Below are 18,402 nucleotides of genomic sequence, written 5' to 3'. Positions count from 1 at the left end.
CTGGAGTTGACCAATTCTCTATGTCAAAATGAATTTTCTTTTCTATAAAAACAAAAAGCAAGCGCAATGCTTGCCTTAATCATGTTTTGTCAGGACTTCTAATATATTTTTGGTTACTTTATCAACAATCAGATTTAGATCATGTTCGGATAAAGAGCATTCTACTGCCTTTGTTTTTTTTATGGCATGAGTGCCTTCAGGGGCATCAGAACCAATCGGTGTTTCACCCATAATTCCCATCTCTCTTTTCATCGTTACTAATCTCCGTACATGTTTTTTCGAAAGCTCTCGATCCCCATTGATTTGTTTACAAATCCAATTTATTTTTGCACTGAATTCTAATGATTCCATCAAATAATAAGCATGCTCTAGTGTTGTTCCCCATGTCAGGGCCCCGTGATTTTCAAGCAGCACCCCCTGATGGCTATGGACATGCTTTTTAACAGCATCAGGGACTTCTTCCGTTGACGGTGTACCATATTCCGCAATTGGGATTGTCCCTAAGTAAACAACGGATTCAGGCATGATGGCTTGATCAAGCGGGATGCCGGCAATGGCAAACGCTGTAGCATAGGGAGGATGAACATGCACAACTGCCTGAATGTCAGGACGTTCCTGATAAACAAGCAGATGCATTTTTATTTCAGATGTAGGTTTATAATCCCCCTCCAGAATATTTCCCTGACGATCGACCTTCACAATCATTTCGGGTGTCATAAAACCTTTACTCACCCCAGTAGGAGTGATGAGGAATTCATTATCATTTACACGAATGGAAATGTTGCCATCATTAGCAGCGACAAACCCTTTTTCATAAACCCTTTTTCCGATTTCACATATCTGCTTTTTAAATTTAATTTCCGTAATCATTGGCACCCTGCCTTCCATTCTTTATCATTGAAAAAGTTTTGGAAGCTCTTCTTCATAGTTACCTGTTATTATGCCCTTTTCTGTAATAATAGCTGTCACGTATTCTTGTGGTGTCACATCAAATGCAGGGTTAAAAACTTTTACACCTTCGGGAGCGGTTCTTTTTCCAAATCCCTCGGTAATTTCGGATGCATCCCTTTCCTCGATTGGAATATCAGCACCCGTCTTCGTTTCCAAATCAATCGTTGAAATCGGAGCTGCTACATAAAATGGGATGTTATGTGCCTTTGCCAGCAGGGAAACACCGTAAGTGCCAATTTTATTGGCAACATCGCCATTAGCGGCAACACGGTCACAGCCGACAATAACTGCCTGCACCCAGCCTTTTTGCATGACCATTGCTGCCATATTATCGGTAATTAAGGTTACATCAATTCCTGCCTGCATCAGTTCCCATGCTGTTAATCGTGCTCCCTGCAGGAGTGGTCGTGTTTCATCAGCAAATACTTTTATATCCCAGCCTTGTTCTTTCGCTAAATAAAGTGGCGCAAGTGCGGTACCGTAGCGTGCTGTAGCAATTCCGCCGGCATTACAATGAGTGAGAATCCCCATACCATCATTTAAAAGGGTCAAGGCATGCTCACCGATGGTTCGGCAAACTTCTTCATCTTCGTTTCGAATGAAGTGTGCTTCATGTTCAAGTGCTTCTTTTATTTGTGTGACAGGACGAGTTTTTTCCTTTTGAACACGGTCATCCATCCGTTTCAGAGCCCAAAATAAATTAACGGCTGTTGGTCTGGAAGTAGCCAGATAATCTGATTGCTTTTTAAAAACAACATAAAAATCATCAAGGGAATGCTCTGGGGCATCCTTTATTCCTAGTAATAACCCGTAAGCAGCCGCAATACCGATGGCAGGAGCTCCACGGACTTTCAATTGCTTAATGGCATCCCAGGCATCTTCAATTTTTGTGATTTCAAGAAATTCCGTAACATTGGGAATTTTCGTTTGGTCAAGTATTTTCAATACACCGTCTTCGAAGAAAACTGATTGTAAAAATGTATCTGTCATGTTTAACCCCTCTCCTCTTTCATCTATACAAATACTCGTTTTTAATGAATTTAAGCTTCTACCATTGTAATTTTATCAATATCTTCGATAGATGCAAGACTTTTCATTATCGTTAAAATGGGGGGAATTGCTAGAAAATTATTTATTAAGCTTCTTTTTTTGAGCTAAAAGCTCTTTGAATTCATGATCCAATACCACAAAGTCCGGATGATTTTGATCAAGTAGCGATAATTCTCCAAGGACGGTTGCTAGACGATTTTCAACTACCATTAATGCCTCTTTTTTACTTACATTCTCATTGGCGTTTTCCTTTTTCATGTATTCTTCTGGCTTCATTTCTATCCGTTTAATTTTTTGATTTTCAAATACCAAAAGCTTATCACAGATTTTATTAAGAAAATAATGATCATGAGACACGGTAATAATGGTTCCCGTAAACTCGTTTAATGTATTTTCTAATTGTTCCCTGCTTGGCAAATCAAGATGATTGGTTGGTTCATCAAGAACAAGAACATCGTAATTTTTCATTAGCATATCCACCAATTTAACTCTTGTTCGTTCTCCTAAACTAAGCGTCGCAATTGGCTTGGTGATAAGCTCCTCTTTTAATCCGAGGTTGGCTAATAAGGTTCTCGCTCGGTAAAGGTCTTGCCGCTCCGTAAAACCTAATGCTTCAATCGCTGTTTTTTCTTCTGGCAAGTCGTGAACATCCTGACTTAGATAAGCAATTTTAATAGAGTCGCTTTTCCAAAGAGTCCCTTGTGATGACGATTCTTGATCTAAAACCATTCGGATTAGTGTGGTTTTGCCGCAGCCGTTTTCGCCAAACAATCCGATTCGTTCTCCATAATTTATATAAAAATTAGTGTCCTGAAAAAGGGTGCGATTCCCATAGCGCTTCCCTAAATTCTTTGCCTCAATGATTCGTTTCCCCCTCTTTCCATCCGCTTCAAACTGAAACTTAATTTCCAATTCTTCCATTGGTTTTTCAATTTTATTTTTTGCCAGTTCGTTTTGCAGCCGTTTCATTTTCGATTTGACCTGACTATCGCGCTTTTTTGCTTTAACACGATGATATTCTTTCATGCCAAAATCTCTTCCCTGCTTTGTTGAATTCCGGTGTGCCTGATCAGACCATGATTTTAATTGATCCATTTGCTCTTCAATTTTTTCCTTCTTCTTTTGCTGAACGGTGTATTTATGAAACTGATCCTCATTCCGTTTTTGTTTTTCCTTACGATACTCATGATAATTTCCTTTATAAAAATGAAGTTTCTTATCTTCTATTTCAAAAATGCGATTTACCGTTTCATCTAAAAAATAACGGTCGTGCGAGATGATCAAAACCGGTCCCTGAAATTTTTTCAATTCAGCTACTAACCATTTGATTCCCTTTAAATCTAAATGATTGGTTGGCTCATCAAGAATTAAAAAATCAGGCTTGCTGGACCAAATAAGTGAAAGTGCAAGCTTTAACTTCTCACCACCGCTCAAATGCTGTAAACGGTCCTCTTCCCAATCAAAGACTTTTTCAAGACCAAGTCCGCTTGTGTGTTCGTATAAATGATCAACCAATTGGGTATCGCCAAAATTAGTAAATTCATAATCAATGGATTGTGAAAGGACACCAATCTTGCACTCCTTCGCGATCTCAATTGTTCCGTTGTCCGGTTTTAGCCGGCCTAAAATTAAATTCGCCAGTGTGGTCTTGCCTGTCCCGTTATAACCGACTAACCCGATCCTTTCTCCCTTTTTTACCTCAAAATTAATCTGGTCAAATATTTTTCTTAATTCAAAGCTTTTCTCTATTCCGGTTGCCTTTAAAACCGTCATGGATTCGTTAAACATAAAAAAACTCCCTTCCATGAACCTGAAGAGAGTTTTGTCCTAATCATTAGAAATCCCCCTAAAAAATGCACAGGAAAAAAACCATAAGACATTTAAGGGTAAAATCAAAATTATGGACGTAAAAAGGACAGACTAATCCTATTCTTCAGGTTCATCATTTTTCGGTTATTCGAAATATGAGCTGAATCATAAGATTAATACTTCATGCCTCTTTATCATTCCTTTTCGTTTTGTACTTCTATAGTATGGTATCCTCTTTTAAATTGTCAACCATAAAAAACCACCATGCTTAAATAAGCATGGTGGTTTTTATATTCGTTATTACGCTTCTTGTAATTTTTCACGTAATACCATTTGTAGAATACCACCGTGACGGTAGTAGTCGATTTCAACTTCTGAGTCGAAACGTACTACTACTTCAAATTCTTTCTTGTTGCCAGCTTCATCAGTTGCTGTAACTTTTAGAAGATCACGTGGTTTTACGTTTTCGTCTACTTGAACTTCGAATGTTTCTTTACCAGTTAAACCAAGTGTTTCAGCGTTGTCGCCTTCTTTAAATTGAAGTGGAAGAACACCCATTAACACAAGGTTAGAACGGTGGATACGTTCAAAGCTTTCAGCAAGAACGGTTTTGATGCCTAAAAGGTTTGTACCTTTTGCAGCCCAGTCACGTGAAGAGCCCATTCCGTAATCTTTACCGGCAAGAACCATTAGTCCAGTACCGTTTTCCTTGTACTTCATGCAAGCATCGTAGATAGATGTAACTTCACCAGTTGGCCAGTAAGTTGTGAAGCCGCCTTCTGTACCAGGAGCGATTTGGTTACGGATACGGATGTTTGCAAATGTTCCGCGCATCATGACTTCATGGTTACCACGGCGAGAACCGTACGAGTTAAAGTCACGAGGCTGAACGCCTTTTTCTAATAGATATTTACCAGCTGGAGTATTTTTACCAATTGCTCCTGCAGGAGAGATATGGTCAGTTGTTACAGAGTCGCCAAATTTACCAACAATACGAAGACCAGATAATGGTTCAACTTTGCCAGGCTCTGGTGATAAGCCTTCAAAGAATGGCGGATTTGCAATGTAAGTAGAATCTTCATCCCAAGTGTATAATGGCTCATTGCTTGTTTTGATTTCGTTCCAACGCTCGTTGTCACCAAAGACATTCGCATATTCACTGCGGAATAATTCAGGTGTAACGGTACGTTTTACAACATCATTTACTTCAGCCGTTGATGGCCAAATATCCTTGAAGAATACTTCGTTACCATCTTTATCTTTTCCGATTGCCTCATTAGCAAAGTCGATGTTTACAGTACCCGCAAGGGCGTAAGCAACAACTAATGGTGGTGAAGCAAGGTAGTTTGCTTTTACAAGCGGATGAATACGGCCTTCAAAGTTACGGTTACCAGAAAGTACAGATGTAACTAATAGATCGTTTTCAGCGATTGTTTTTTCGATTTCTTCTTTTAATGGACCGGAGTTACCGATACATGTTGTACAGCCATAACCAACAAGGTTGAAGCCGATTTGCTCTAAGTATGGAAGTAAACCGGAATCACGAAGGTAACCAGTTACAACTTTAGATCCTGGTGCCAAAGAAGTTTTTACAAACTTAGGAACTTCCATTCCAAGTTCAACAGCTTTCTTCGCAACAAGTCCTGCACCAACTAGAACGTATGGGTTAGATGTATTTGTACAGCTTGTGATGGAAGCAATCGCAACTGCACCTGTTTTAATATCTGATTCGTCGCCATTGTTAAACTTAATGGTTGCAGATTTCTCAAGTTCGTCAGCCTGTAATCCAAAGCCTTGGTTTCCTTGAGGAGCAGATACAGCTTTAACGAACTCATCTTTCATTTTTGAAAGAGGGATCAAATCTTGTGGACGCTTAGGACCAGAAAGATTCGCTTCAATCTCAGAAAGGTCAATTTCGATAACATCTGTATAAACTGGTTCAAAAGATGGATCAAAGAATAATCCGTTAGCTTTGGAATATTGTTCAACCACGTTTACTTGTTCTTCATCACGACCTGTTAGGCGCATATATTCAAGTGATTCCCCGTCAATTGGGAAGAAACCACATGTTGCACCATATTCAGGTGCCATATTGGCAATGGTTGCACGGTCAGCAAGTGGTAATGTAGATACTCCTGGTCCGAAATATTCTACGAATTTACCAACTACACCATGTTTACGAAGTACTTGTGTTACTTTAAGGGCAAGGTCCGTTGCAGTTGCACCGTTTGGAAGCTCTCCTACTAATTTAACCCCAACCACTTCAGGTACAGGGAAATATGAAGGCTGTCCAAGCATTCCAGCTTCCGCCTCGATACCGCCAACACCCCAGCCAAGTACGCCAAGACCATTGATCATGGTTGTATGAGAGTCAGTACCTACTAATGTATCTGGATAAGTTTCTAGTTCTCCATCTACATCTGCTACATGAACAACATCTGCTAAGTACTCTAAGTTTACTTGGTGAACGATACCAGTTGCTGGCGGCACGGCACGGTAGTTGTTAAAGGATTTTTGTGCCCAGCTTAAGAATTGGTAGCGCTCAGCATTACGTTCGAATTCATAATCCATGTTAATTCTTAATGAATCAGCAGAACCATAGGCATCTACTTGTACAGAGTGGTCGATAACAAGGTCAACTGTTTTCTCAGGATTAATTTTGTCAGGATTTCCACCAAGATCAGCCATTGCTTTTCTAAGAGAAGCAAGGTCAACAACAGCAGGTACGCCTGTGAAGTCTTGAAGGATAACACGAGCTGGTTTAAATGGAACATCCACTTCTTTTAGCTCATTTGTTCCCCATTTTGCTAAGTTTTCAACATGCTCTTTTGTAATAACACGGCCATCATATTGGCGAAGTACGGATTCAAGTAGTACTTTTACGGAATAAGGTAATTTGGAAACTTTTCCAATACCGGCTTCTTCTAACGCATTTAAACGGTAATAGTGATAACGTTTACCATTTGCTTCAAAAGAAGATTTTGCGTTAAAAACATCATTTTTTACCATGAGTAAATCCCCCTCATTCTTAACTATAAGGTGAAACTTCAATCAGTGGGCGGTTTTTCCACTGATTGGTAGTTGAACCAATCTGGCATTTACGGGCAGTTATAACTACAATAATTTATTTTTCCAACAATCGCTTGTTTTACTGCCCGTTAATGCGGGAAATACAAAAATTAACGAAAAGTTTGAATATTCTCTTTCACCCCTACTTTTCTCACAATTCTTATCTTAATACAACCTTTAACATAAGTAAATAACAAGAAAGTTATTGCGGTCGATAAGTTTTTCTTATACTCTTTTATAAAAAGAGTTCGAAATATTTCGAAAACGTTATCAGGGATAAGATGATTCTCAAACATCTGTTTTCCTTTGTATTCGTTATTATTATGTCAAAAAAACTTTTTGATGTCATTATTTTAGGCTCAAAGGAAATATTAACAGATAAGGAGGTGGTTGGTATGGGAAAACGTAAGGCAAATCATGTCATTCCCGGAGCAAATGCTGCCAGTGCTCAGGGACAAGGTGCAGGATTTAATGAAGAGATAGCAAAAGAGCCGTTGACGGTTAAAGAAAGAATGAACAATAAAAAGCGGAAGAAGAATCAATAAAAGCAGGAGGTCTCCCCCCTGCTTTTATTTTTCCTATTCTTATTGGTTTACTTCTGAAACCATTGATTGAAGATCCTGCTGGAATCGTTCAAGCTGTGCTCTCTGATGTTCTGAAGCAACTTCCAATGCATTTTCAATTTGCTGGTAAGCTTCATTCACTTCATCTTTTAAATGCTTTAGCTGATGACCGTAGCTTGCACTATCGGTGACAATATCATAATAAAGACCCTGAGCATTCTCATATCCCTGCTGAGCAGCCTGGAAAGCCTGTTGTTTGTCCTTATGGTAAGGATTTTTTTGCATATCTCGGTTTCACTCCTTTCTTGATGTTTACCGTTAAATTGCACAGAACCGAAAAAAATATTCAGGCATGAAAATGAGGTCTTCACAGCATCCTAATGTGTAGGAGGGATGAAAATGGTGAACAAAAACGATGGTAAAGATATGCGTAAAAATGCTACGAAACAATCCGGTCAGCCGGAGCCGATGAGCGGTTCTCATAAAGTAAAGAATCGCAATCATACCCGTGCAAAACATAATTCGCATCATGATATGTAGAAAAGCGGAAGCGCCTTGGTCAGCCCCGAAAAGTGGTGGAGCTGGACAATTCTCAAAGTCGAAAATTTATCATATTAGTCAGTAGACCCCTCTAAGAGGGGTCTACTGAAGTTAGAGCATTTATAATTAAACCTTCTTCTTCAGGTATGACAGTTCGTAAATCAATCAAAAATTCATCGTTTTGAATCCGCCCAATGATTGCAGGCTTTGATTCCATTCGTAATTTCCTGCTTAGCTGCACGGCAGTTAAGGCTTCATGTTTAAGGGAAATAACCATTGTCGGAAGCTCGACATCCGGCATTGTGCCTCCGCCTACTTGACTGGTTCCTGGAAAAATTTTTGTTTGAAATTGGCATGTTTTTGCTAAAAGCTGCGAAACAAAATCTTGTGATCGTTCGTCTAATTGAGTGATAGGAACAAGTAGATCACGGATTGTCGGGATATGCTGCAGCCCCTTCTCTCCCCGAGCATAATCCATTAATGTACCCTCTAGAGCCGCTAAGGTCATCTTATCCACCCGAACCACTCGAGCCAGCTGGTGTTTTTTTAATTGATGAATGAGTTCTTTTTTTCCAGCAATCACTCCAGCTTGCGGTCCGCCGAGCAGTTTATCTCCACTAAAGGTTACGAGATCGGCACCCATTGCAATCACTTCGTTTACAACCGGTTCCTCTCCAATTCCGTGTTTTCTGAAATCAAAAAGAGCTCCACTGCCTAAGTCTTCGTAAAAAATAATCGATTCGTGATTTCTGGTTAACTGGATAAGTTCGTCTGTTGCAACCGATTTTGTAAAACCAATTATCTTAAAATTACTCGTATGAACCTTCATTACAATCGATGTCTCGGGAGTAATCGCTTTTTCATAGTCAAACAGATGTGTCTTATTCGTTGTTCCTACTTCCACAAGCTTGGCACCGCTTTCTTCCATAATGGAAGATATGCGAAATGAACCGCCAATTTCAACGAGCTGGCCGCGCGAGACAATGACCTCTTTGTTTTTTGCAAGCGCGGTTAACACAAGGTAAACGGCAGCTGCATTATTATTTACAACCATGACTGCTTCGGCACCGGTGATTTCTTTTAACAATGCTTCCACATGACTGTGGCGGGAGCCTCGTTTTCCCTCTTCAATTAAATACTCGAGATTTGAGTAGTTTCGTGCGGTTTCAACTACATGCTCAATTGCATGTTCACTTAGCCTTGCCCGGCCAAGATTTGTATGTAAAATCGTACCCGTTGCATTAATTACTTTTTCTAATGTATAGGTAAATTGTTTTTCTACTTTTCCTTTAAGACGAATAAATACATCCTCAATAAACGAGCTGGAATCTGGCAAAGCGCCTGCCCAGGTATCTTTTATCAGTTCATTTCTTATTTGCTCTATTACCTCTTTCAACTGCTTTGTTAATTGCTTAAAATCTATCCCCCGCTCTTCAAGGAGGCTCAAAAATTGCGGGTGATTTTGCAGTTCATGAACAGCTGGAATCGAACGTAACCATTGTTTCACAATTTTAACTCCTTTATTTCCCTACTTTTTTACCTATTATAGCATTTTTCACATTTCACGACAGTTTGAATAAAATAAACCAAGCAAGGGGGGAATCGCTTTGAATAGAAACAAAGATGATCAGTGTTACGATTTGGATCAAATGGAAAAATGGTTAGAAAATTATTTCTTAGATCCATTAACCTCTTATTGTGACATGACCCAATTTCAGATTGACTTATATGAGACAGAAAAAGACTGGATTGTGGAGGCTGTTTTAGATGAATTTAAATCAGCAGATCTTTCCGTAAAAGTGGAGGATATGAAGCTTATTATAACGGCTCTGAAACAGACGTTCTCTTCAAATATGAAAAAGATTAGAACCATTGACTTCCCCTTTCCGATAAAAAATCAGAAAGTCTGTGCCTTTTTTCAAAATGGAATTTTAGAGGTATTTATCTCCAAAACAGAAAAAGGTGTAGGTAACAATCGTTTTATTACACTGCCGTAACCGTTTTTCTTTTTTTGTAGCAGTTTACATAATACTATTATCAGGAATTTTAAAGCCATCAAATCCTTCTTATTTAGGAAATGAGGGCTTTTTTTAGCTGATAGGAAAGTAAACTTTCCTATCAGGCATAAGTGCAACTACGCCTCATGAAACGCCCTTAAGGGCTCGCCAGTCGGTGAGTTTTCTTTACATGTTTTCTATTGTTTTAATGATTTCGTCTGTATCAGGAAAAACACCAGTTTCATCTTTGGAGTAAATTTTTACTCCATCAACTGTTACTTCAAAAACACCGCCTGAGGCAGGAATTAATTCCATCTTTTTAATATTACGGTTAAAATAGGTAAATAATTCTTCTGCGAAACTCGCAGCTTTTGGTGCGTAGTTTCATTGCATGCAAAATTCTACCATTACATGATAGTTTTTCATATGGGACCCTCCTAGTTTACTACATCAAGATAGTAAAAATATTCTACCCTATCCCTTTTATCACAGCAATTATTTTGCACCATTAGTGCGCAATTAAACGTAAAAGAGTTATACTAGGTAGATGGAGGTGGACAAATTGAGTGAACAAGAAAAAATTCGCCTAACCTCATTGTCAACGAAAGCTGGCTGAGGCTGCAAAATTGGTCCTGAGGACCTGGCGCAAGTTTTGCGTCTATTACCAAAACAAGACCCTGTTCCGGAGTTACTCGTTGGACACGAAACATCCGACGATGCCGGAGTATTTCAAATAACGGATTCCATTGCACTCATTCAGACCTTAGATTATTTTACTCCAATCGTGGATGACCCCTATATGTTCGGGCAGATTGCTGCGGCGAATGCATTAAGCGATGTCTATGCCATGGGCGGACAACCGAAAACCGTCATGAATATTGTCGGTTATCCGATTAAGAAACTCGGGCCGGATATGCTTTCCGAAATTCTACGGGGGGCAGCAGATAAGGTGAAAGAATCAGGTGCAATTACAGTGGGCGGCCACTCGATTGATGATCAAGAGCCGAAATTCGGTCTATCGGTAACCGGAATCGTACACCCGAAAAAGGTCTGGAAAAATATTGGTGCCCAGCCTGGTGACGTACTCGTTTTAACTAAACCAATCGGTGTGGGTATTCTGACAACTGGAATTAAAAGAAATGCTGTTTCTAAGGAACAAGAACAATCTGTCACGGAAACGATGGCGATGCTGAATAAAACAGCTGCAGAAGTTTTAACTAGCTTTCATCCACACTCGGTTACCGATGTCACTGGTTTTGGACTGCTCGGTCATGGCAGTGAAATGGCGCGCGGCAGCGGGGTGAGCTTTGAAATTTCGTTATCTCAAGTTCCAATCCTTGAGGGGGCTATTGAGTTAGCTAAAGACGGTGTCGTACCGGGTGGATCAAAATCAAATCATAAATGGCTTCTTGATGATGTTGTATATGAGGAGATCCTTCCAGATGAACAACTTGTTCTTTGTGACGCCATTACATCCGGGGGATTACTGGTTTCATTAGATGAAAAAGAAGCAAACGCGTATATTGAAAGTCTTCATTCTCATGATCTTGTCCATGCATCGATCATTGGACGCGTTACTGAGAAAAAAGAAAAACTAATTTATATAAAAAGATAACAGCGAAGCATCATGGATGCTTCGCTGTTTTTTTGTAATGCCCTATGCCATCTTTCTAATTTGCAGTTTATGGGATAATTTATCAATCATATCTTTGGTCATTTTGTCCAAATCATATTCATATTTAAAGCCCCATTCTTGTTTTGCTGCAGTGGCATCAATCGAATTTGGCCAGCTGTCTGCAATTTTTTGGCGGACAGGATCTGGATCAAAGGACATTTTAAAGTTAGGAATGTACTTCATGATATTTGCCGCGATATCCTCCGGCGCAAAACTCATGGCTGTCACATTGAAGGCATTACGGTGAATCAGCTTTGATGAATCTGCTTCCATTAAATCGATGATGGCATTCAAGGCATCCGGCATATACATCATATCCATGTAGGTGCCTTTATCAATATATGAGGTATATCTGCCATTTTTAATCGCTTCGTAGTAGATTTCAACCGCATAATCCGTTGTTCCCCCGCCTGGCAGTGCTACATAGGAAATTAATCCCGGAAAACGTACGCCGCGTGTATCGACTCCGAACCTTTGGTAATAGTAATCAGCTAATAACTCCCCAGCGACTTTATTGACCCCGTACATGGTAGTTGGGCGCATAATCGTATCCTGCGGTGTTTGGTCTTTAGGTGTAGTTGGTCCAAAAGCACCAATCGAACTTGGTGTGAAAAATTGTGCATTAACCTCTCTTGCTGTTTCAAGGGCATTCATGAGTCCGCCCATATTTAAATTCCAAGCAAACAAAGGCTTAGCTTCCGCTGTTGCGGATAAAAGAGCTGCTAAATGCATGATGGTATCCACATTATATTTTTTGGCGATTTCAACCATTCGTTTTCCGTCTGTTACATCTAAAATTTCGAAGGGACCACTTTCGAAATTTAAATTGTCACTCTTTCTTATATCGGTGGCAATTACATTGTCCACGCCGTAAATTTCTCTAAGCCTTGTTGTTAACTCAGATCCAATTTGCCCCAATGCACCTGTGATTAAAATTCTTTTCATAGAAAATCCCCCGTCCTCTTCACCATGATGTATATAGAAAGTTTAAATGACTCCCATTTCCTTACCGACCTTTTCATAAATCGCAATGGCTTTATCCAGCATTTCTTTCGTATGGGCAGCAGTTGGCATGTTCCGGACACGTCCTGTTCCCTGTGGAACCGTTGGGAATACAATCGCTTTTGCATATACCCCTTCTTCATTCAAACGTTTACTAAATGTTTGCGTTAACGATTCGTCCCCAATAATACAAGGAGTGATTGGGGTTTCACTGTTACCAATATTAAAGCCCAATTCCTTTAAGCCTTTTTTCAGGTAATTACCATTCTCCCAAAGCTTTTGATTCAGTTCAGTGCTTTCCATTAAAATTTCAATTGATTTTTTACTTGCTGCAACATCTGCAGGGGTTAGGGAAGTTGAAAAAAGGAATGGACGGCTGCGAACCTTCAGCCAATCAATTAAATTTTTCTTACCAGCCACATAGCCGCCGACAACCCCGATGGCTTTTGAAAGTGTACCGATTTGGAAATCAATTTTATCAGATAAACCGAAATGCTTGACAGTACCGGCCCCCTCGCCAAGTACACCTGAACCATGGGCATCATCGACATACGTAATCAAATCAAATTCTTCTGCGATTTTTACAATCTCAGGTATTAAGGCTACATCTCCATCCATTGAGAAGACCCCATCGGTAATGACCATAATTTTATTGTAAAGACCTGATTCCTTTGCTTCCATTGCTCTTGCTCGTAAATCTTCCATATCAGAGTGGTTAAAGCGGATAATTTTCGCTTTTGATAAACGGCAGCCATCAATAATGGAAGCGTGGTTCAGTTCGTCTGATAGGATCGCATCATTTTTATCCATAACGGCTGAAATCGCTGCCATATTACAGTTAAAACCTGACTGATAGGCAATTGCTGCTTCTGTATGCTTAAACTCAGCTAATTTTTCCTCTAATTCCACATGAAGCTTGAGGGTTCCATTAATGGTACGGACGGCACCGGCGCCCACACCGTATTGTTCGATTGCTTCTCTTGCGGCTTGTTTCAAACGCTCATCTGTTGCAAGCCCTAAATAATTATTTGAGGAAAGATTTACAAGCTCCTTTCCATTGATGATAATGACAGGACCGTTTGGACTTTCTAAAGGGTCAATAACATTGTATAGACCTTTCCCTTTTAAATCTTCAAGATTTTCATTTAAAAATTGCTCCAAAATATGACTGGACACTTAATTACCTCCCTATCAAATCAGCTGCTGTTTGTCGTTACCCTGAGCACAATTGTCTACTGGGAACGGACAGTAAAATTCAGCTTTATTGCTTATATAAAAGCATTCTTGTTAATTACTTTATCATATTTTTTTCGAAATGTTCATACCTAGAGGACAAATTTTTAAAAAAATTTTTATTTACTCCTTTAGAATAACCAATTCAAAAACAGGTTATTTGCTTTATGAGGATTTGTATAAATCCTTTGAATTTTCATTATAGAAAAATAATTTTCATAAGAAGAAATAACGTTATAATAGACTTATTCGATTGACGGAACAGAAAGGGTGTTTCTTGTGTCATTTCTATCTTCCCTGCTTTATACCATCCTTATTGGAGGGGCATTTATCTATCTGTTTATTTTTGCGTATGATTTTTTCTATGGTGAAAAGCAAGAAAAGCAAATTAAAAAAATACATAAGCATTTTCGTAAAGATACGATAAAAAAGATTGATCTATTAGAGCATCAGCCTAAAAAATTCACATTGTACCAGGTGAAAACAAATACGGAAACGAAAAAAGTGAAAGTAAAACCGGGTTACAAAGTCGTAAACATTGTTAAGAGGAAAAAATAACGTCGTTTCCAGAACTAAAAAGGTTCTTTATTGGAAGGAATGAGGGGGAAATTCCATTTTATCCGCGAATCCATAATAACGGCTTGTTTGAAAATAAAAGAACCTGCCTGAGCAGGTTCTTTCCGTATTTATTTCACTTTTTGAACCGATAATTTTTCAGCAGCTTTTTTCAGCTTTTGGAGAGCTTCGAGGTATTCCGACTCTAAATGCTCAATAATTTCTCCGGCCGTTTCGATTTTATTAATCGCTCCGACGCCGTGTCCGGCGGACCAGATATCACGCCAAGCTTTTGCGTTTGGTTCTTGCTGCATATGATTAAAATCAACTTTTTCTTTTTTCATGAGTTGCTCCGGATCAAGCCCTGCTTTTACAATGCTTGGAATTAACATATTGGCTTTTACTCCAGAAAAAGCGTCGGTCAAAATAATATCCTCTTGAGTTGCTTCGACAAGCATCTCACGGTAATCATTGCGAGCCATACTTTCCGTTGCCACGATGAATCTTGTTCCCATATACGCTAGGTCTGCTCCAGCTGCTTGTGCCGCAAGAATCCCTTTTCCGGTCGAAATCGCACCGGCAAGAACGATAATTCCATCCCAGAAAGAGCGGACCATATCAACAAACGCAAAGCCATTGATTTGACCAGCATGCCCTCCTGCCCCGCTTGCCACTAAAATCAGCCCGTCAACCCCAGACTCAGCCGCTTTTTTCGCAAATTTTACATCACTTACATCTGAAAACACTAGACCGCCATATTCGTGAACGATGTCAACTACTACTTTAGGGCTGCCTAGAGAGGTGATGACCAACTGGGGTTGATGTTTCTTAATTAATTCAAGTTCCTCCTTCAGTCTGGCATAAGAGCTATGTACAACCATATTCATTGCCCAGGGTGCAATTTTTCTTTCTGGATTCTGGGTTCTAGCTGCCTCTAATTCCGTATTCAAATTCCCCATCCATTGATCAAGTACTTCAATCGGCCGTGCATTTGGTGCGGGAAATGAACCAATGATTCCATTCAAACAGCAATTTTTCACTAACTCTGGTCCTGATACTAAGAACATCGGTGCGGAGATCACCGGTAAACGCAATTGAGTCCACCAGTTTTCTGGAATGGATTTATTCATTTAAATCCTCCTTTTTGGTTTGGAATTTTCTGAATAGAATACTCTTCTTATATTGTAGCGAAAAATGAATGAACATTCAATCATTTTCCTTGCGTTATTTAAGCGTTTACAAACACGAACGATAAATTTAAAAAATAAAATATTATTCGCTTTTTGCGAAAAAAGGATTGATTTTAGCTTTTCTTCTTGGTTATAATGTGAATAAATTTAATCCGTTTCACTCATATAATCGCAGGGATATGGCCTGCAAGTTTCTACCGGATTGCCGTAAACAATCTGACTATGAGTGGGTAATGAAAAGCGCTTTTCTACCTGAATTGCGCACCTCTTGTTTCCTCTTGAAATTCAAGCCCAAAGGTCATTGCCTCACTCAACTTTTGATGTGAGCGGACCTTTGGGCTTTTATTATTTTAGGGGGTTTAACTGATGAAACTACTGAAAGAAAAAATTAAAGCGGATGGAAATGTCCTCAATGAAAATGTTTTAAAAGTTGATTCTTTTTTGAATCACCAAATTGACCCAAATTTAATGAAAGAAATCGGCAAAGAATTTGCGTCGCTTTTTGCCAATGAAGGAATCACGAAAATAGTAACGATTGAAACGTCAGGGATTGCTCCGGCTGTAATGGCAGGATTGCATATGAATGTTCCGGTAGTGTTTGCGAAAAAAAGTAAATCTTTAACCTTGTTTGAAGCACTATTGACAACAAGCGTGTATTCCTTTACAAAGCAAGAATCCAATGATATTTCCATTTCGAAAAAATATATTTCCGAGGATGACCGAATCCTCATTATCGATGACTTCCTGGCTAATGGTGAGGCAGCTCTTGGTTTAGTCAATTTAATTGAAATGGCAAATGCAAAAGTTGCCGGAATCGGCATTGTCATTGAAAAATCCTTCCAGCCGGGAGCCCAAAAATTAAAGGATCTTGGTTTAAGGGTTGAATCATTAGCCAGAATCGCCAAACTATCAAATGGAGAAGTAACTTTCTTAAATGAAAAAGTGGAGGAGTTAATCTAATGAAACAAAATCCTTTAAAAGTTGCCTCATTAGGAATTCAGCATGTATTGGCGATGTATGCCGGAGCAGTGATTGTTCCCTTAATTATCGGCAGCGCCCTTCATTTTTCGGGTAAACAATTAGCATATCTAGTTTCCTTAGATATTCTCACAAGTGGGATTGCTACCTTATTGCAGGTGTGGCAGAATCGCTTTTTCGGAATTGGACTTCCAATCGTCCTTGGTTGTACGTTCACCGCAGTTGGACCAATTATTGCGATTGGCAGTCAATATGGCCTATCTGCCATCTACGGTTCGATTCTGATTTCTGGTTTAATTGTCATTCTCATTGCGAGCTTTTTTGGAAAACTGATTCGTTTCTTCCCTCCTGTCGTTACAGGATCGGTTGTTACAATTATTGGTATCACCTTAATTCCGGTTGCGATGAACAACGTTGCCGGCGGTCAAGGCAGCCCTGATTTTGGCTCTGTTTCAAATCTTTCTCTTGCTTTTGGGACTTTATTATTTATTATTTTGCTTTACCGTTTTTCTAAAGGATTTATTCGTTCGATTTCGATTCTTTTAGGATTGATTGCCGGTACGATTGCCGCTGCGCTGATGGGAAAAGTAAACTTCACTGCTGTCGGAGAAGCTTCATGGTTCCATATGGTGGGTCCATTACATTTTGCTGCTCCTTCCTTTGAACTGGCGCCTATTATCACCATGACATTAGTGGCAATTGTCAGCCTTATTGAATCATCAGGTGTTTATTTTGCCCTAAGTGATATTACAGGAAAAAAATTGTCGGAAAAGGATTTAGTAAAAGGATATCGCGCAGAAGGTCTTGCAAGTATCTTTGGAGCATTATTTAATTCTTTCCCTTATACGACTTATTCTCAAAACGTTGGGCTTGTCCAGTTTTCAGGCGTAAAAAGCAAAAATGTCATCTATACAGTCGCTGCCATTCTAATATTCCTTGGATTTGTTCCAAAAATTGGAGCGTTAACAACGGTGATCCCTACTTCGGTCCTTGGCGGTGCGATGATTGCCATGTTCGGAATGGTTATCGCTTCCGGGATCAAAATGCTTAGCAAAATCGACTTTGCTTCCCAAGAGAACCTTTTAATCATTGCTTGCTCTGTTGGGATGGGATTAGGTGTAACAGCCGTACCTGATTTATTTAAACATCTTCCGGATGGTGTGAAAATTCTATCGAACAGCGGAATTGTTGCCGGGAGCTTAACAGCAATTTTTTTAAATCTTATTTTTAATGTATTAAAGCCGGCAGCAAAACAAAATCAAGTTGTCACAAAAAAACAAAGTGTTGCTTCATAGTCGATTCGGTTATGTAATAAGAGTCCAATTTGGACCCTTAAATTAAATTGTACTTATTGGCTGATCAATTAAATCATTTTGTACTGTATTTGTTACATTAATTCCAGTAGCGGTAATGATTTGTACACCTGTATTTGATGATCCTGACCCGTGATATGCCTTCAATACTCTTAGGGTTTCAAAAATATAAATTACCGAACTATCCATAAAGATAATAAATAAGGACGATGCTATTCAAAGCATCGTCCTTATTAAATTAAGAATCTCAGTAATTGTCTGTTGGCTGGCAGAACTTAAACCGGCTTTGGTGGTAACAGATGTTCCTGTATTTCCTCCTCCTGATCCAGTGATGGTCTTCGTTACGGAAATTGGGGCAATAAAAACCGCTCCGCCAAAGTTGACAATTCCACCTGAAATTGTACCGATATTTACGCCGTCTTTATTCAAGTCCAAATCGACCGCTCCTCCCCCCTGTCCAGATATAATAGTATATGT

Annotated in this window: 18 protein-coding genes, 1 pseudogene and 1 riboswitch; of the genes and pseudogenes, 7 read left to right on the top strand and 12 right to left on the bottom strand. The window is 39.3% G+C overall.

Translation table 11 applies throughout. The features are described from left to right. Window positions 1-75: 75 nt before the first annotated feature. The 4 genes from J2Y67_RS20415 to acnA all read right to left on the bottom strand — a co-directional run bounded on the left by J2Y67_RS20415 (window position 76) and on the right by acnA (window position 6,819). Complete coding sequence (locus J2Y67_RS20415) at window positions 76-870, bottom strand: class II aldolase/adducin family protein (RefSeq protein WP_310177011.1); 795 nt, start codon at window positions 868-870, stop codon at window positions 76-78. Between the two features lie 24 nt (window positions 871-894). Beyond that, window positions 895-1,941, bottom strand: a complete 1,047-nt coding sequence (gene mtnA / locus J2Y67_RS20410; protein ID WP_310177010.1) for an S-methyl-5-thioribose-1-phosphate isomerase — start codon at window positions 1,939-1,941, stop codon at window positions 895-897. 138 nt (window positions 1,942-2,079) lie between these two features. Beyond that, the gene (abc-f, locus tag J2Y67_RS20405) at window positions 2,080-3,789 is read right to left on the bottom strand and encodes a ribosomal protection-like ABC-F family protein (RefSeq protein ID WP_310177009.1); all 1,710 of its coding nucleotides are present in this window, start codon (window positions 3,787-3,789) and stop codon (window positions 2,080-2,082) included. Between the two features lie 321 nt (window positions 3,790-4,110). Further along, on the bottom strand, window positions 4,111-6,819 hold the full coding sequence (gene acnA, locus J2Y67_RS20400) for an aconitate hydratase AcnA (RefSeq protein ID WP_310177007.1): 2,709 nt from the start codon (window positions 6,817-6,819) through the stop codon (window positions 4,111-4,113). A 455-nt stretch (window positions 6,820-7,274) separates the two neighbouring features. Here acnA and sspO point away from each other — a divergent pair, with 455 nt between their 5' ends. Further along, the gene (sspO, locus tag J2Y67_RS20395; protein ID WP_198313208.1) at window positions 7,275-7,424 is read left to right on the top strand and encodes a small acid-soluble spore protein O; all 150 of its coding nucleotides are present in this window, start codon (window positions 7,275-7,277) and stop codon (window positions 7,422-7,424) included. Window positions 7,425-7,463: 39 nt separating this feature from the next. Here sspO and J2Y67_RS20390 read toward each other — a convergent pair whose 3' ends face one another. Continuing rightward, entirely contained in the window at window positions 7,464-7,727 is a 264-nt protein-coding gene (locus tag J2Y67_RS20390; RefSeq protein WP_026576419.1) for a hypothetical protein, read from the bottom strand. Between the two features lie 114 nt (window positions 7,728-7,841). Between J2Y67_RS20390 and J2Y67_RS20385 the strand changes: the two genes are divergently transcribed. Beyond that, window positions 7,842-7,982: a small acid-soluble spore protein P gene (locus J2Y67_RS20385; protein WP_198313209.1), complete on the top strand. Its 141-nt coding sequence runs from the start codon at window positions 7,842-7,844 to the stop codon at window positions 7,980-7,982. Window positions 7,983-8,073: 91 nt separating this feature from the next. Here J2Y67_RS20385 and selA read toward each other — a convergent pair whose 3' ends face one another. Beyond that, entirely contained in the window at window positions 8,074-9,489 is a 1,416-nt protein-coding gene (selA, locus tag J2Y67_RS20380; RefSeq protein WP_310176998.1) for an L-seryl-tRNA(Sec) selenium transferase, read from the bottom strand. Window positions 9,490-9,589: 100 nt separating this feature from the next. Here selA and J2Y67_RS20375 point away from each other — a divergent pair, with 100 nt between their 5' ends. Further along, window positions 9,590-9,979 carry an Hsp20/alpha crystallin family protein gene (locus J2Y67_RS20375; protein ID WP_310176995.1) on the top strand — a complete coding sequence of 130 codons (390 nt, stop codon included), beginning with the start codon at window positions 9,590-9,592 and terminating at the stop codon, window positions 9,977-9,979. A gap of 186 nt (window positions 9,980-10,165) precedes the next feature. Here J2Y67_RS20375 and J2Y67_RS20370 read toward each other — a convergent pair. Continuing rightward, window positions 10,166-10,351: pseudogene (locus J2Y67_RS20370) on the bottom strand (Rdx family protein); the annotation flags it as partial. 175 nt (window positions 10,352-10,526) lie between these two features. Here J2Y67_RS20370 and selD point away from each other — a divergent pair. Beyond that, the gene (selD, locus tag J2Y67_RS20365; protein ID WP_396954111.1) at window positions 10,527-11,594 is read left to right on the top strand and encodes a selenide, water dikinase SelD; all 1,068 of its coding nucleotides are present in this window, start codon (window positions 10,527-10,529) and stop codon (window positions 11,592-11,594) included. Between the two features lie 42 nt (window positions 11,595-11,636). Here selD and J2Y67_RS20360 read toward each other — a convergent pair whose 3' ends face one another. Then, window positions 11,637-12,599 carry an L-threonine 3-dehydrogenase gene (locus J2Y67_RS20360; RefSeq protein WP_310176991.1) on the bottom strand — a complete coding sequence of 321 codons (963 nt, stop codon included), beginning with the start codon at window positions 12,597-12,599 and terminating at the stop codon, window positions 11,637-11,639. A 42-nt stretch (window positions 12,600-12,641) separates the two neighbouring features. Next, window positions 12,642-13,832 carry a glycine C-acetyltransferase gene (locus J2Y67_RS20355; RefSeq protein WP_310176989.1) on the bottom strand — a complete coding sequence of 397 codons (1,191 nt, stop codon included), beginning with the start codon at window positions 13,830-13,832 and terminating at the stop codon, window positions 12,642-12,644. A 336-nt stretch (window positions 13,833-14,168) separates the two neighbouring features. Here J2Y67_RS20355 and J2Y67_RS20350 point away from each other — a divergent pair, with 336 nt between their 5' ends. Next, entirely contained in the window at window positions 14,169-14,447 is a 279-nt protein-coding gene (locus J2Y67_RS20350) for a hypothetical protein (protein WP_310176986.1), read from the top strand. A 128-nt stretch (window positions 14,448-14,575) separates the two neighbouring features. Here J2Y67_RS20350 and J2Y67_RS20345 read toward each other — a convergent pair whose 3' ends face one another. Beyond that, window positions 14,576-15,574, bottom strand: a complete 999-nt coding sequence (locus tag J2Y67_RS20345) for an NAD(P)H-dependent flavin oxidoreductase (RefSeq protein WP_310176984.1) — start codon at window positions 15,572-15,574, stop codon at window positions 14,576-14,578. Window positions 15,575-15,775: 201 nt separating this feature from the next. Then, window positions 15,776-15,877: riboswitch (purine riboswitch) on the top strand. A gap of 123 nt (window positions 15,878-16,000) precedes the next feature. On the opposite strand from J2Y67_RS20345, the gene J2Y67_RS20340 reads away from it, so the two are divergent. Together J2Y67_RS20340 and J2Y67_RS20335 are read left to right on the top strand one after the other, a co-directional pair. Beyond that, entirely contained in the window at window positions 16,001-16,594 is a 594-nt protein-coding gene (locus J2Y67_RS20340) for a xanthine phosphoribosyltransferase (RefSeq protein ID WP_310176981.1), read from the top strand. Further along, on the top strand, window positions 16,594-17,907 hold the full coding sequence (locus J2Y67_RS20335; RefSeq protein ID WP_310176978.1) for a nucleobase:cation symporter-2 family protein: 1,314 nt from the start codon (window positions 16,594-16,596) through the stop codon (window positions 17,905-17,907). The genes J2Y67_RS20340 and J2Y67_RS20335 overlap by 1 nt, the downstream gene beginning before the upstream one ends. Window positions 17,908-17,949: 42 nt before the next feature. Here J2Y67_RS20335 and J2Y67_RS20330 read toward each other — a convergent pair whose 3' ends face one another. Then, window positions 17,950-18,114 (bottom strand): spore germination protein, encoded by a 165-nt coding sequence (locus J2Y67_RS20330; protein ID WP_310176975.1) that lies wholly within the window; start codon window positions 18,112-18,114, stop codon window positions 17,950-17,952. Window positions 18,115-18,141: 27 nt separating this feature from the next. Beyond that, the gene (locus J2Y67_RS20325) at window positions 18,142-18,360 is read right to left on the bottom strand and encodes a spore germination protein (protein ID WP_310176972.1); all 219 of its coding nucleotides are present in this window, start codon (window positions 18,358-18,360) and stop codon (window positions 18,142-18,144) included. Window positions 18,361-18,402 lie beyond the last annotated feature (42 nt).

Origin of the sequence: Neobacillus niacini (assembly GCF_031456445.1) — a bacterium.
Taxonomy (GTDB): domain Bacteria; phylum Bacillota; class Bacilli; order Bacillales; family Cytobacillaceae; genus Neobacillus; species Neobacillus niacini_I.
This window is presented reverse-complemented; position numbering and strand designations above follow the sequence as displayed.